Origin of the sequence: Nonomuraea sp. NPDC050478 (genome assembly GCF_044458265.1) — a bacterium.
Lineage (GTDB): Bacteria > Actinomycetota > Actinomycetes > Streptosporangiales > Streptosporangiaceae > Nonomuraea > Nonomuraea ferruginea.
The window spans coordinates 728351-741350 of sequence record NZ_JBITHT010000002.1 but is presented as its reverse complement, the minus strand read 5'-3'; the positions used below and the strand labels follow the sequence as shown (position 1 = coordinate 741350).

General features: G+C 72.2%; 11 protein-coding genes and 1 riboswitch. Of the genes, 3 read left to right on the top strand and 8 right to left on the bottom strand.

The genetic code is table 11. The annotated features are described in order from the left end of the window. Window positions 1-94: 94 nt before the first annotated feature. The 4 genes from ACIBF7_RS11425 to ACIBF7_RS11410 all read right to left on the bottom strand — a co-directional run bounded on the left by ACIBF7_RS11425 (window position 95) and on the right by ACIBF7_RS11410 (window position 3404). Window positions 95-526 (bottom strand): YciI family protein, encoded by a 432-nt coding sequence (locus ACIBF7_RS11425; RefSeq protein WP_261808869.1) that lies wholly within the window; start codon window positions 524-526, stop codon window positions 95-97. A 93-nt stretch (window positions 527-619) separates the two neighbouring features. Beyond that, window positions 620-1318: a CHAP domain-containing protein gene (locus ACIBF7_RS11420; protein WP_397197028.1), complete on the bottom strand. Its 699-nt coding sequence runs from the start codon at window positions 1316-1318 to the stop codon at window positions 620-622. A 13-nt stretch (window positions 1319-1331) separates the two neighbouring features. Then, window positions 1332-1469, bottom strand: a riboswitch (cyclic di-AMP (ydaO/yuaA leader). A gap of 114 nt (window positions 1470-1583) precedes the next feature. Continuing rightward, window positions 1584-2540 carry a Gfo/Idh/MocA family protein gene (locus ACIBF7_RS11415; RefSeq protein ID WP_397197027.1) on the bottom strand — a complete coding sequence of 319 codons (957 nt, stop codon included), beginning with the start codon at window positions 2538-2540 and terminating at the stop codon, window positions 1584-1586. 48 nt (window positions 2541-2588) lie between these two features. After that, a complete protein-coding gene (locus ACIBF7_RS11410; protein ID WP_397197026.1) occupies window positions 2589-3404 on the bottom strand; it encodes an aldo/keto reductase in 816 nt (271 codons plus the stop codon). 97 nt (window positions 3405-3501) lie between these two features. Here ACIBF7_RS11410 and ACIBF7_RS11405 point away from each other — a divergent pair, with 97 nt between their 5' ends. After that, window positions 3502-4455: a hypothetical protein gene (locus ACIBF7_RS11405; RefSeq protein WP_397197025.1), complete on the top strand. Its 954-nt coding sequence runs from the start codon at window positions 3502-3504 to the stop codon at window positions 4453-4455. A gap of 2 nt (window positions 4456-4457) precedes the next feature. Further along, the gene (locus ACIBF7_RS11400) at window positions 4458-5618 is read left to right on the top strand and encodes a DUF6716 putative glycosyltransferase (RefSeq protein WP_271280212.1); all 1161 of its coding nucleotides are present in this window, start codon (window positions 4458-4460) and stop codon (window positions 5616-5618) included. A gap of 37 nt (window positions 5619-5655) precedes the next feature. On the opposite strand, the gene ACIBF7_RS11395 is transcribed toward ACIBF7_RS11400, so the two are convergent. The 4 genes from ACIBF7_RS11395 to ACIBF7_RS11380 all read right to left on the bottom strand — a co-directional run bounded on the left by ACIBF7_RS11395 (window position 5656) and on the right by ACIBF7_RS11380 (window position 11409). Further along, entirely contained in the window at window positions 5656-6939 is a 1284-nt protein-coding gene (locus tag ACIBF7_RS11395) for a polysialyltransferase family glycosyltransferase (protein WP_345482621.1), read from the bottom strand. Further along, window positions 6936-7913: a glycosyltransferase family 2 protein gene (locus ACIBF7_RS11390; protein WP_397197024.1), complete on the bottom strand. Its 978-nt coding sequence runs from the start codon at window positions 7911-7913 to the stop codon at window positions 6936-6938. Before ACIBF7_RS11390 ends, ACIBF7_RS11395 begins: the two co-directional genes overlap by 4 nt. 5 nt (window positions 7914-7918) lie before the next feature. Further along, window positions 7919-9961 (bottom strand): N-acetylneuraminate synthase family protein, encoded by a 2043-nt coding sequence (locus tag ACIBF7_RS11385; protein WP_271280183.1) that lies wholly within the window; start codon window positions 9959-9961, stop codon window positions 7919-7921. Between the two features lie 98 nt (window positions 9962-10059). Beyond that, window positions 10060-11409: a cell wall metabolism sensor histidine kinase WalK gene (locus ACIBF7_RS11380; RefSeq protein WP_271280182.1), complete on the bottom strand. Its 1350-nt coding sequence runs from the start codon at window positions 11407-11409 to the stop codon at window positions 10060-10062. A 329-nt stretch (window positions 11410-11738) separates the two neighbouring features. On the opposite strand from ACIBF7_RS11380, the gene ACIBF7_RS11375 reads away from it, so the two are divergent. After that, the gene (locus tag ACIBF7_RS11375) at window positions 11739-12998 is read left to right on the top strand and encodes a maltose ABC transporter substrate-binding protein (RefSeq protein WP_271280181.1); all 1260 of its coding nucleotides are present in this window, start codon (window positions 11739-11741) and stop codon (window positions 12996-12998) included. Window positions 12999-13000 lie beyond the last annotated feature (2 nt).

The following is a 13000-nucleotide window of genomic DNA, read 5'->3' as shown; positions in this document are numbered from 1 at the left end:
GTGTGCCGGGCTCCTGGTTGAAGCGGTGATGGTCGTCCACGGCGGGCGTGGGTGACGCGTTTCCGGCAGGCGTGCGGGGGGTCGCCCTGGGCTGTCAGGCGTTCGGGGGGTTGGTCTCCAGGGACTCGCGGAGGGCTTTGTCGCGCTCGGCGGTCTCCGGGGTGAGGGAGGTCTCCGGCATGTCGGCCGCGTCGAAGACCTCCCAGAGCTCCAGGCCGACCCCTTCGCCGCCCTCGGGGACGGGGACGCGCAGGGCCCATTCGACGGCCTCTTCGCGGGACTTGACCTGGATCAGCCAGAAGCCGGCGATGATCTCCTTGGTCTCCGCGAAGGGCCCGTCGATGACCTTGGGCTTGCCGGGGCCGTAGGCGATGCGGGCGGCGCGGGAGCTGGGGGCGAGCCCTTCCGCCGCCAGCAGGACACCGGCCTTGGCCAGCGACTCGTTGTAGGCCATCATGTCGTCGACGAGCTGCCGGCTCGGCATGACGCCCGCCTCGGTCTCGGCGCTGCCCTTTCCGATGATCATGAACTTCACGGTGCTTCTCCTTCGAATCCCGGTCTCGCCGACGCGTCGAACGAGCGGCGCCCGCATCGACACCTCAGGGATTCTTCCGGACAATCAGGCGGCGTACTCGGGGTAGCCGTAGCCGACGACCTGAGACTTGGGACGGATGCGCTCCTCGACGAGCCCGTTGCCGGTGTTGCCCTCGATCGTGGAGATCGTCCCGTCGCGGTTGTCCTTGACCACGAAGCCGACGTGCTGGATGGAGCCGAGGCTCTTGCTGCCGTTCCAGGCGAAGAAGACCACGGCGCCCGGCTTGGCCAGGGTGCCCCAGCGGCCGTTGTTCTGGAACCACCGCGCGTGCGTCACCGTGTAGGCGTCCCAGCCCACCTGCGCGCGGGCGCCGGTCTGCTCGCCGACCCAGGAGACGAACATCGCGCACCAGGGGGCGTTCAGGTAGGCGGCGGGGTGGCCGCCGTCACGGGCGATGGTCTCCTGGGCGCGCTGCGAGTTCGCGTACCACTCCTGGAACTTCGTGCCGCCGCCCCGCGCGTTCTCCCTGATGCCGATCTGCTCCCTGGCCAGGGCGAGCACCTGGGCCGCGGTGACGTCGATCTTGTCCTTCTCGGCGGGCTTCGCCTCCTGGGAGGCGGTCTGGCCGGTCTCCGCCTGGGCCGTCAACGAGAGATCGTCTCCGTTGACCGGGTCGGCGTGGGCGGGGAGGGCGGAGCCCATGAAGCAGGCGACGAAGGTGGCGCCGAGGGCGGCGCGGACGTAATGCGGTTTGGTGGCACGGGGGAGGCGATGCATGACCATCGAGGGGATGTACTCCTTGCTTCCATGCCGCTTACCGGGTTAGCTGACGGGTTCGGGCGTGGAAGCTGCCCTACGGCGCGCGAGGCGCCGATTCACCCCGGAAGAAGTGGGTCCCCGGTTCCGCGCAAGGCGGATTCAGCGGTCGCAGGACGATCCTGCGATACGACGGTGTTCTCGGACACGACCGGACAAACCGGACGTATGCCGTGAATGCGGAGTAAAGTAACGCATCTGGCAAGAAACTGGCAAGTCTTCAAAGCCGCGGCTAGCGGATCTGCGCCCGCGCCTCCGCCAGAACCCGCATGATGGCAAGGCTCTCGTCAAGCGGCATGATCGCGCTCTCGGTACGACCTCGCGCCAGGCAGTCGCGGACCTCGCGCAGCTCGCCCGCGTACCCGTTGTCCGCCGGATCGTCGAGCACGTGCTCCTCCGGCTCCATCCCCGGCCCGCTGAGCACGACCCGCCGCGGAGCCCAGAACGGGGCGTCGATGTCGGCCCGCATCCCGGTGCCGACGACGGTGGCGTCGTTGGAGTAGGCGCCGAGCAGCGAGCACTCCACCAGCGCCCGCCTGCCGCCCGGATAGCTCATCAGCCCGCCCGCCTCGGCGTCCACGCCGCCCGGGGACAGCGAGCCGGTGAGGTGCGTGCTCTCCGGCGTCCCGAGGAACAACTGGGCCAGCCCCATGGGGTAGATTCCCAGGTCGAGCAGGGCGCCGCCGCCCAGCTCCGGCGCCCAGAGCCGGTGCGCGGGATCGTACGGGTGCGCGAAGCCGAACGAGGCGCGCACCGAGCGGATCTCGCCGAAACGCCCGTCGCCGGCGAGCATGCGGATCAGCGGGTTGAACCGCATCCACATCGCTTCCATCAGGAAGACCCCGGCCTCGCGGGCCAGCCGGACCATCCGCTCGGCGTCGGCCGTGGTGGCGGCGAGCGGCTTCTCGCACAGCACGGCCTTGCCCGCCGCGATGGCCGCCTCGGCCACCTCCAGGTGCTGGGCGTGCGGGGTGGCGACGTAGACGGCGTCCACGGCCGGATCGGCGCACAGCTCGGCGTAGGAGCCGTGGGCGGACTCGGCGCCCAGCGTCGCGGCCAGCGCCTTGGCCCGGCCCAGGTCGCGGGAGCCGACCGCGGCCACCCTCATCCCCGGCTCGGCGGCGATGACGGCGCCCACTGTCCTGGCGATGCCGCCGGTCGCCGCGATGCCCCACGATAAGTCACGCACGCGGAAGATCGTACAGATTCATCCGCGAAAGCGATATGTGAGGCGAATTCACCCGCTGGTCTCGGGGTCGAGCCCCAGGCGGCGGCCGGCGTTCATCGCCCCGATCGCGGCCATGTCCTCGCGGTCCAGGATGAAGTCGAACACGTCGATGTTCTCCTTGATCCGCGACGGGGTGACCGACTTCGGGATCACCACGTTGCCGATCTGGATGTGCCAGCGCAGCACGATCTGCGCGGGCGTGCGGTTGTGCTTGTCCGACAGCACCGCCAGCGCCGGGTCCTCCAGCAGGCCCCGGCCGGAGCCGAGCGGGCTCCACGCCTCGGTGAGGATCCCGTTCTTGTCGTGGAACTCGCGCATCTCGTGCTGCTGGAAGTACGGGTGCAGCTCGATCTGGTTGATGCAGGGGACGATGTCGGTCTCGTCCATGAGCCGGGTGAGCGTGCCGACCGTGAAGTTGGACACGCCGATGGCCCTGGCCCGGCCGTCCCGGTAGATCTTCTCCAGGCCACGCCAGGCCTGGACGTACTTGTTCTGCTTCGGCGCCGGCCAGTGGATCAGGTAGAGGTCGACGTGGTCGAGGCCGAGCCTGGCCAGGCTCTCGTCGAAGGCCCGCTCCACCCGGTCGTGGTCGGAGTTCCACAGCTTGGTGGTGACGAAGAGCTTCTCGCGCGGGATGCCGGAGGCGCGCACGGCCCGGCCGACGCCCTCCTCGTTGCGGTAGAGCGTGGCCGTGTCGATGTGGCGGTAGCCGGCCTCGAGCGCGGTCAGCACGGCCCGCTCCGCCTCGTCGTCGGTCACCTTCCAGACGCCGAGGCCGAGTTGCGGGATCTCGACACCGTCTCTGTAAAGCCGTAGCGAGTTCATACTTCCCATTGTTCACGTCTCGTTCCGCACGGCTTAAGCCGCCCGGGCTAGCTTGAAGCGGTCGTGAACGGGCCATCACCTGGCTGGGAGAGCAAACGTGGTCAAACAGGCGTCGGCCTGGGTGGAATCCCCGCTCCAGATGCTGTGCGCCGTCGAGGCCCATCACGCGGGGCTGCTCGGCCCGGCCACCATCGTGGTGCCGCGGGCGCGGCTGCGCGCCCTCAAGGCGACCGGGCGCGAGCTGCGCGGCCTCGACCTGCCCGCCGGGCTGGAGCTGGCCGAGCCGAGCGAGCGCATGCCGCGCCGGCCGGCCGTCGTCGGCGACGCCTTCTCCGGCCGGGTGCAGCTGCGCTGGCTCGCCGCCTTCCCCGGCAGGGTCGTCGTGGTGGACGACGGCATGGCCACGATCCGGCTGCTGGAACTGCTCGCCGCGAAACCGTACCGGCCGCTGCTGCGGGCCCGCGCCCAGCCGGGCGCGCTGCGCGCGGCGCTCGGGCTGGCCGCCGCGATCAGGCTGCGCGCGGGCGGGGTCACGGTCTTCACCGCGCTGCCCGTCCCGCCTCACCTGGCGGAGGCGGTCCGCCGGGCGGGCGTCGACCTGGTACGGCACGAGTTCGCATGGCTGCGCGGCCAGCCGCCCAGCGAGCCGGGGCCCGCCGAGCGGACGGTCGTGCTCGGCACCTCGCTGGTGCGCAACGGGCTGGTGCACCGCGAGCGCTACCTGCGCTGGCTGACCGACCTGGCGGCCGAGGAGCCGCTCGCGTACTACCCGCACCGGCGGGAGGACCCGGTCGACGTCGCGGTCATCCGCGAGCGGCCCGGCATCACCGTGCACGACGGCGGCGCGCCCGCCGAGCTGACGCTGCGCGGCCTCGACCCGGGCCAGCGGGTGGTCAGCCTGCCGTCGACCGCGGTCTCCTCGCTGCGGGTGCTGCTCGGCCCGCGCGGAGTGGCGGTGGAGCCGGTGGACGTGCCCGACGACTGGTGGACGAGCAGGGCGGCCCCCGCGCTGCGCTCGCATCTGACAGGAGTGACAGGAGTGACCGGTTGAGAATGCTGGCGGTGGCCGACTCCGACTCGTACCTGAAGTGGGCGGCCTGCCTGCTCCAGGACCTGCCGGACGGCTGTGACACCGAACTGGTGGTGGTGCGCACCCCGATCGCGCCGTCGGCCGAGCAGATCGCCGCCGCCGTGGGGGACCGGCCCGCGCCGCCGGTGCTGAGCGCCCGCGCGCTGCGCCGCCTGGCGGAACGGTCCAGGCCTGACGTGATCCTGGTGTCCTGCACGGGTCCGGTCGTGGACGTGCTGGTGTCCGGCGTGCTGGACGGGCTGCGCCCGCGGCCGGTGTTCGCCACCGGGCTGCCTGGCATCTCGGTGCCCGCGACGGAGAAGGCGTGGCTGTTCCGCAGCGGCTGCGACCTGTTCGTGGTGCACAGCGAGCGCGAGGTGGCCGAGTTCGCGGCCATCGCGGCCCGGCTCGGCGGGGGAGGGGCGGTCGGCCTGGCCAGGCTGCCGTTCCTGCGGCCCCGGCAGGAGCGGTCCGGCGGCGACCGGGTGGTCTTCGCCACCCAGGCCAAGGTGCCGAAGGCGCGCGAGGACCGCGAGCGGATCCTGCTCGCGCTGGCCGAGCTGGCCGTCCGCGAACCCGGCCTGGACGTCGTGGTCAAGCTGCGCGCGCTCGAAGGCGAGCGGCAGACCCACCGCGAGCGCCACCACTACCAGAAGCTCTGGCGGGAGCTGGGCGAGCCGGGCCGGCTGCGGTTCGCCGCCGGGTCGATGCAGGACCAGCTCTCGCGGGCGGCCGGGTTCGTCACCGTCAGCTCCACGGCCGCGCTGGAGGCCATCGCCATGGGCGTGCCGTCGCTGGTGCTGAGCGACTTCGGGGTGAACGCCGAGATGATCAACCTGGTGTTCGAGGACAGCGGCCTGCTCGGCACGCTCGACGACCTGGCCGAGGGCGGCTTCCGGCAGGCGGACCCGCGGTGGTGCGCGGCCAACTACTTCCACCCGGACGAGCGCGGCGACTGGACCGGGCTGCTGACCGGGCTGGTGCTCTCCCGCTCCCGGGTGCCTGCCGTCTCCCTGCTGGACGGCCCCGAGCACGCCGCCGCCCGCCGCCGCGCCCGGCTGCGGGTCGAGGTGCCGCCGAACATGCTGCGCGCCGGCTACCGCGCCAAGCGACGCGTCCGCCGCTACCTCAAAGTCCTGACCTGACGCGTACGGCGCGGAGGTCGCCGCAGGTGGAGCGGGGTCAGCGGGTGGTTCGGAGTTTTCTGCGCAGGCGGTCCAGCGGGCCCGGCGGGGCCTGCTCGGGCTTGCCGGGCTTTTCGGGCTTGTCGAGGAGGCCCAGGGCCTCCAGCCGCCTGCGCTTGAAGTAGCGGGCGTCGAAGGAGAAGCCGTCGGGCCGCAGGTCCGGGTACGCCTCGGCCTGCATGCAGTAGCCCACCGCGCGGACCAGCTCCGGCAGGTCGGCCGCGGGCGGCTCGTCGACGAAGCCGTCCTCCGACAGCCGGGGGAGCAGCGCGTCCACGATCGTGGCAGGGATCCGGTTGCTGTTCTCGTACGGGGTCAGCCGCTCCAGCACCAGGCCGGTGCCGTGGGAGACGGCGCGCAGCCCGTAGTGGCGGCGCGCCGTCACCAGGGCGGTGGAGAAGCAGCCCACCACCAGCTCCGGCCGGAGCGTGGCGAAGCAGACCTCGGCGGGCACGCTCTCCCCGGCCACCGTCACCTGGACGCCGAGCGGCCCGGCGGCGGCGCGCAGCAGCCGGGCGTGCTCGCGTCCCGCCGAGGGATGCGGCTTGAACAGCACGCCCGTGTAGCCGCGGGCGGCCAGGCCGCGCAGCATCGCCTCGTGCAGCCCGGCCTCCTCCTCGGGGGTGACGACGCCGAGCGCCGACAGGTACTGCCCGAGGATCATCGCCTGGCCGCCCGCCATGGCCGGCGCGGTCGCGGCCACCTCGCGGACGACCGACAGGAACGGCTCCTCCGGCAGCCTCACGGCCGGCACCCCGTACTCGCTCAGTAGCAGCGGCGCCAGCCCCGGCACCAGGTCGAGGTGGAGCAGTCGGGTGACGCGGTGGGAGATCTCGGCGGGCAGCGGGTCACGGGTCGGTCCGTAGCTCATCAGCCCGTCGGAGTAGACGGTGATCGGGCAGTCGCGGACCAGCCCGGCGATCGTGCGGGCGGGCGCGACCGCGATCGACTCGACCACCAGCTCGTCGACCACGTCCAGCCGCAGGTGGGAGCGGACCAGCCGCTCCAGCATCGGCGCCTCCACGATCCTGGGCCGCCACTCCGCCGGATGCAGCGGCGCGATCAGCTCGTTCCACGAGCGCACCTCGTCGAACCGGGAGGCGAGCACGGCGAAGCCCGGGGTCGCGTCCAGCGGCGTGGAGACCTCGGGGACCGGCGTGTTGGACGACACCAGCAGCACCCTGCGGCCGTCCCCGAACAGGCCGGCGTCGATGCCCGCCGCCAGCGACATCGCGCCGAACAGCGTCGAGGCGTAGAAGACCGTCGTCGGGTGGCTCGTCATGAATCCTCCCCATCGGGGCGCGGCCCGCGGGCCGGGACGGGCAGACCGGGCAGCAGCTCGCGCAGCACGGCCGAACGCTCGGCCGGCATCGCCGACGCGGCCTCCGCCACCAGCTCGCGCGGCAGCGCCTGCGCCATCCGCGCGCCGCGCTCGGTGAACCGGGCCCGCAGCTCCGGCGGGAACCGGTCCGCGAGCTCCAGGTGGTGGGCGAGCAGACCGCAGAAGTTGCGCACCGCCTTCGGCAGGTACTTCTCCTCCAGGTCCGCGAAGACCAGCTCGAACGCGTCGAAGAAGTGCAGCTGCCGCTCGTCGCCCACCTGGGTGAGCGAGCCGGCCACCTGCCGCCGGTAGAACACGCCCGCCATCGACACCGCGGCGAACGTCACCGCCTCCCGGTGCAGCCGCCAGATCCACGGCCGGTCCTCGGCGGTGTGCAGCCCGGAGGGGAAGCGCAGCAGGTCACCCAGCGACCGCCGGTAGATGCCCGCCCAGGCGTACGGGTAGTCCACCATCGTGCGCGCGCCCGCCGGCAGGATCGCCCAGCGCGGGTCGAGCACCGCGCCCCGCCGCGCCGCGGGGGCCCGGTGCACGACCCGCTTGCGGCCCTCGACCTGTACGTGGTCGGCGCGTACGAAGTCGCAGCCGAGCCCGTCGATGACCGCGACCAGCCGCGCCAAGTAGCCGGGAGCCAGCCAGTCGTCGCCGTCCAGGAACGTGACGTACCGGCCGGAGACGGCCGCAAGCCCGGCGTTGCGCGCGTCCGCCAGCCCGAGCGGCTCGGGGTTGCGGATCACGGCGAGTCCGGGCAGGTCGGCGCGGAAGTCCTCGACGACGGCGGCGGTGCCGTCCACCGACCCGTCGTCGACCACGACGAACTCGAAGCCGGGCCGGAAGTTGCGGGCCAGCGAGGCGAGCGCGTCGGAGATGAAGCGCTCGCCGTCGCGGACCGGCACGATGACCGAGAGGGTGATCACCGAGGTCAGACAGTGATCCGGCGCAGCCGCGCCTTCGGGGCCTCCTCGCCGGGGAAGACCCGCTTGACGCCGTCGCCCATGGCCTGCTCGATGATCCGGATGTCGCGCACCAGGTGCTCCAGGCCCGACGGCTCCAGCGAGGCGGCGTGGTCGGAGCCCCACATGGTGCGGTCGAGGGTGATGTGCCGCTCCACGCAGACCGCGCCGAGCGTCACCGCGGCCAGCGAGATCTGCAGGCCCCGCTCGTGCCCCGAGTAGCCGACCGGCACCCCGTACCGCTCCTTGAGGGTGGTGATCGTGCGCAGGTTGGCCTCCTCGGGAGGCAGCGGGTACGTGGACGTCGCGTGCATCATGATCAGCTTGTCGGTGCCGAGGATCTCCACGGCCTCGTCGATCTCCCGCAGCGTGGACATCCCGGTCGACAGGATGATCGGCTTGCCGGTGGCGGCCAGCGCGCGCAGCAGCTGGTGGTCGGCGACGCCGGCCGAGGCCACCTTGTGCGTCAGGACGTCCATGTCCTCCAGGAACTCCACCGACGGCACGTCCCACGGGGAGGCGAACCAGTGCAGGCCGCGCTCGTCGCAGTACTCGGCGATCTGCCGGTACTCGTCGGCGCCGAACTCGGTGCGCTCCTTGTACTCCAGGTACGTCATCTCGCCCCACGGCGTCTGCCGGATCTGTCCCTTCTGCGCCTCGGGCACGCAGATGGCCGGGGTGCGCTTCTGGAACTTCACCGCCTGGCAGCCGGCGTCGGCCGCCACGTCGATGAGCCGGCGGGCGATGTCGAGGTCGCCGTTGTGGTTGATGCCGATCTCGCCGATCACGTACACCGGCTCGCCGTCGCCGACCGGCACGTCCCCGATGGACACCGGGCGGAACCTGAGCCGCGGCGGCGCGGCCGGAGCCGGCTCCTCCAGGACCGGCCGGGCCGCGACCACCCGGTCGCACAGCTCGCGCACCGCGCCGTCGCCGCCCGCCCTGGTCAGCACCACCCGGGCCGCGGCGCGCACCCGCGGGTGCGCGTCCGGCACCGCGACCGGCCAGCCCACCTCGGCCATCGGGCCCAGGTCGTTGACGTCGTTGCCGACGTACGCCACGCGGGCCGGGTCGAGGTTCTCGATGGCGAGCCAGTCGCGCAGCACCGTCCGCTTGTCGGCCAGGCCCTGCAGCACCGGCACGCCGAGCTTGCGCGCCCTGGCCGCCACCACCGGGTTGTGCTCGGTCGACATGACCAGCACCTTCACCCCGGCGCGGCGCAGCAGCGACACGCCCATCCCGTCCGAGCGGCTGACCAGCACCATCTCGCGGCCCTCGGAGTCGACGTAGGCGCGGTCGTCGGTGTGCACGCCGTCGAAGTCGGTGATGACCGCGTCCACGTCGATCGGCTCGGGCGCGTCCACGAACGGGGCCAGCGCCCGCACGATCTCCAGGTCCTCTGGTGTGTCCACCTCGACCGCGTGCCGGGCGGGCACCGCCTGCACGGCCACGTCACCGAAGAAGCGGTGGCCGCGCTCGCGGAACCCCGCCGCGCGCATCACGTAGAAGGCGCCGGTTTCGCGGAACTGCGGCTCCATGTCCTGCCTGCGCGGCCGGGACGCCGGGTCGTGGTTGACGCCCGCGCCGGCCGGGGTCCACAGGAACTCGTGCGTCGGCGTACCGGAGAAGACCGCGTCGGCCTCGCCGTCGAGCACCCGGCGCACGGCCGCCGACAGGTCGGCGGGATCGATGAACACGCTCGTGCACTGCACGAGCACGACGACCTCGGGGTCCTCGCCCAGGGCGTCGAGGGCGTGCAGCACGGCCGACTCGCTGGAGGCCGTGGCGCCGCTCAGCTCGGCCGGCCGCTCCACCACCCGCGCGCCCGCCCGCTCGGCGGCCTCGGCGATGCCCGGGTGATCGGTGCTCACCACCACCTCGTCCACCAGCTCGGCCTGCAGGCACGCGCGGACCGCGCGAGCCACGAGCGGGGTGCCCCCGACGGGGGCGAGGTTCTTCAGTGGTACGCCCGCCGAACCTCCACGGGCGGGAACTACGGCCAGGACTCGCAACGTATCTCCTCTATCCTCCGGGTTGCATCCAGAAGCTAGAGGCGCTGGTTGAACTGGCAGCGTCCCCGTTCTTAACTTTCCGGGGGCATCGGGTTGCGTCACCCGGGCCAGGTGGCCGGCAGGCGCAGCACGAACCTGGCGCCGTGCGGGCTGTCCTCCACCCGGATCTGCCCGCCGTGCGCGAGCGCCACGTCGCGGGCGATCGCCAGGCCCAGCCCGGTGCCGCCCGCGTCCCGGCTGCGGGCGGCGTCCAGCCGGGTGAACCGCTCGAAGATGCGCTTGCGGTCGCCGACGGCGATCGGCGCGCCGTCGTTCTCCACGCAGAGCACGGCCTGGCCGTCCTGCCGCCGCACCTCGACGGACACCTGCTTCTCGGCGTGCCGCTGGGCGTTGTCCAGCAGGTTCGTCAGCACCCTGGCCAGCTGGAGCCGGACGCCGTGCACGGTGACGCCCTCGGCGAGCTCGGTCCTCACCGGGACCCTGTCCGTGCGCCTGGTGAGCTCCTGGCGGACCAGCTCGGCCAGGTCCACCTGCTCCCTGGCGGCGGCGTCCTCGCCGGAGCCGATCCTGGCCAGCAGCAGCAGGTCGGTGATGATGGCCTCCAGCCGGTCGGTGTCGCGCAGCGCGGACTTCACCAGCGTCCGCACGTCGGCCTCGTCCGGGTAGAGCTGGGCGCTCTCCAGCTGGGCGCGCAGCCCGGCGATCGGGGTGCGCAGCTCGTGCGAGGCGTCGGCGGCGAACTGGCGCTGCTGCAGCCCGGCGCGTTCCAGGCGGGCCAGGGTGCCGTTGACGGAGCGGGCGAGCTGCGCCACCTCGTCGTCACCCGGCGGCTCCGTCACCCGGCGGCTCAGGTCGCGGGCGGTGATGTGGTCCAGCTCCCGCCGCATCCGCGCCACCGGGCGCAGGGCCGAGCCGGTGACCACCCAGGTCGCCCAGGCGGTGAGCGCGAGGATCGCGGCGAGCTGGACGGCCGCGCTGATCTCCATGCTCCGGGTGGAGAGCAGGGGCGGGGTGCGCCGCGCAGCGTAGACGATCGGCGCCTCGGCGGACAGGCCGGCCCGCATCACGGTGATGTGCATACACATGGCGGGCAGGCAAGCGGTGACGTCGACGTCCCGGCCGCCCGGCCGCGGCCGCACGCCGCTCAGCATCGGCAGTTTCCTGGCCGCGTCGCTCGCCGCGAGGATCCGGCCGTCGTGCGCGACCAGCTGGATCAGGTCGACGTCGCTGTCGAGCACCGGCAGCCCGTGGCCGGCCCCCAGCTCGCCGCCGCGCACCCGGGCGGCGATGCGGGCGGCGGTGTCTCCCGTGGAGTCCCAGGTCGCCTGCGCGATCAGATGGCGGGTGATGAGGACGCCCGCGATCGCCACGGGGGTGAGCACGAGCGCGGCGACGACCGTGGCGATGATGGTGACGCGTCCCCGCAGGGATCGGGCCCACAGGCGCACCTCACCGACGCTACCGACCGTATTCTTCGCGGACTGCCGCGCCGAGGGAAAGAAAGGTCAAATGCTCCCGATCCTCATCAGAGGCGGGCCCGCACCGGCCGGCGCGGGAGAATCGGGTGGGACCCCGCCGGCTTCCGCCGGGTGGGGATGCAAGCTTGCCGAAACTTGCATACCGGTCGGACGCTGGAGGTTGAGCCTCTCCGGAATGCCTCTGGATGAGGATCGGGTAACGCCCTCTTGCAAAATCTTCCAAAAATTGCAAAATCCAGCTAACGTCCCGGAAACAAGAGCCGCGAAAGCGGTCGATCACTGATCTTTCGGGAGGTCTCATGAGCAAGCGAGCCCTGGGCGTGGCCGCTCTCGCGACGCTGGCCTTAACCGCCTGTGGCGGCTCCGACCCCGCTGCCCCCTCCGCGGCGCCGAGCGAGTCCGCCTCGGCCGCCCCCGCGTCGGGCAACCTCGTCATCTGGGCCGACCCCAACCGGGTCAAGGCCCTCACCCCCTTCGCCGATCAGTTCGGCACCGAGAACGGCGTGACCGTCGAGGTGAAGGAGATCAGCAAGGACAACCAGCAGACCTTCCTGACCGCCTCCCAGCAGGGCAGCGGCCCCGACGTCATGGTCGGCGCGCACGACTGGATCGGCAACCTGGTGCAGAACGGCGCCATCGAGCCGGTCAACCTGACCGAGGAGCAGAAGGCGGCGTTCTCCGACATCGCGATCAAGGCGGTCACCTTCGACGGCCAGATCTACGGCGCCCCGTACGCCGTCGAGAACATCGCCCTGATCCGCAACACCGACCTGGCCCCCGACGCGCCCGCCACGATCGAGGACATGGTGGCGACCGGCAAGAAGCTCAAGGACGACGGCAAGGTCCAGGAGATCCTCTGCCTGCCCGTGGCCCAGAAGGGCGACGCCTTCCACGTCTACCCGCTGTTCGCCGCCGGCGGCGGCAAGCTGTTCGGCTCCACCCCGGCCGGCGACCCCGACCCCAAGCAGGTGCTGGTCGGCTCCGAGGGCTCGGTCAAGGCCTTCGGGAAGCTGCGCGAGCTGGGGGAGAAGGGCGACGGCGCGCTCAAGACGTCGATCACCAACGAGAACTACATCCCCAGCTTCGCCGGCAAGAAGTGCGCCTTCCTGATCTCCGGCCCGTGGGCCATGACCGACGTCAAGAAGGGCGGCTTCGGCTACGACATCACGCCCGTCCCTTCGTTCGAGGGCGGCGAGCCCGCCACCCCGTTCGTCGGCGTCCAGTCGTTCTTCGTCGCGGCCAAGGGCCGGAACAAGACGCTCGCCCAGGAGTTCGTCACCAACTACGTGACCAACAAGGACGTCGCCAAGGCGCTGTACGACGCCGACCCCCGGCCTCCGGCGCTGACCGCCGCCCTGGAGGAGGTCAAGGCGGCCGACGCCGACGCCGGCAAGTTCATGGACGCCGGCAAGGACGGCATGCCGATGCCCGCCATCCCGGAGATGCAGGCCGTGTGGGAGCCGTTCGGCATCGCCGAGGCGGGCGTGGTCAAGGGCGGCGACCCGGCCAAGGCGGCCGCCGCCGCGCAGAAGACCATCGACGGCTCGCTCAAGAACTGACG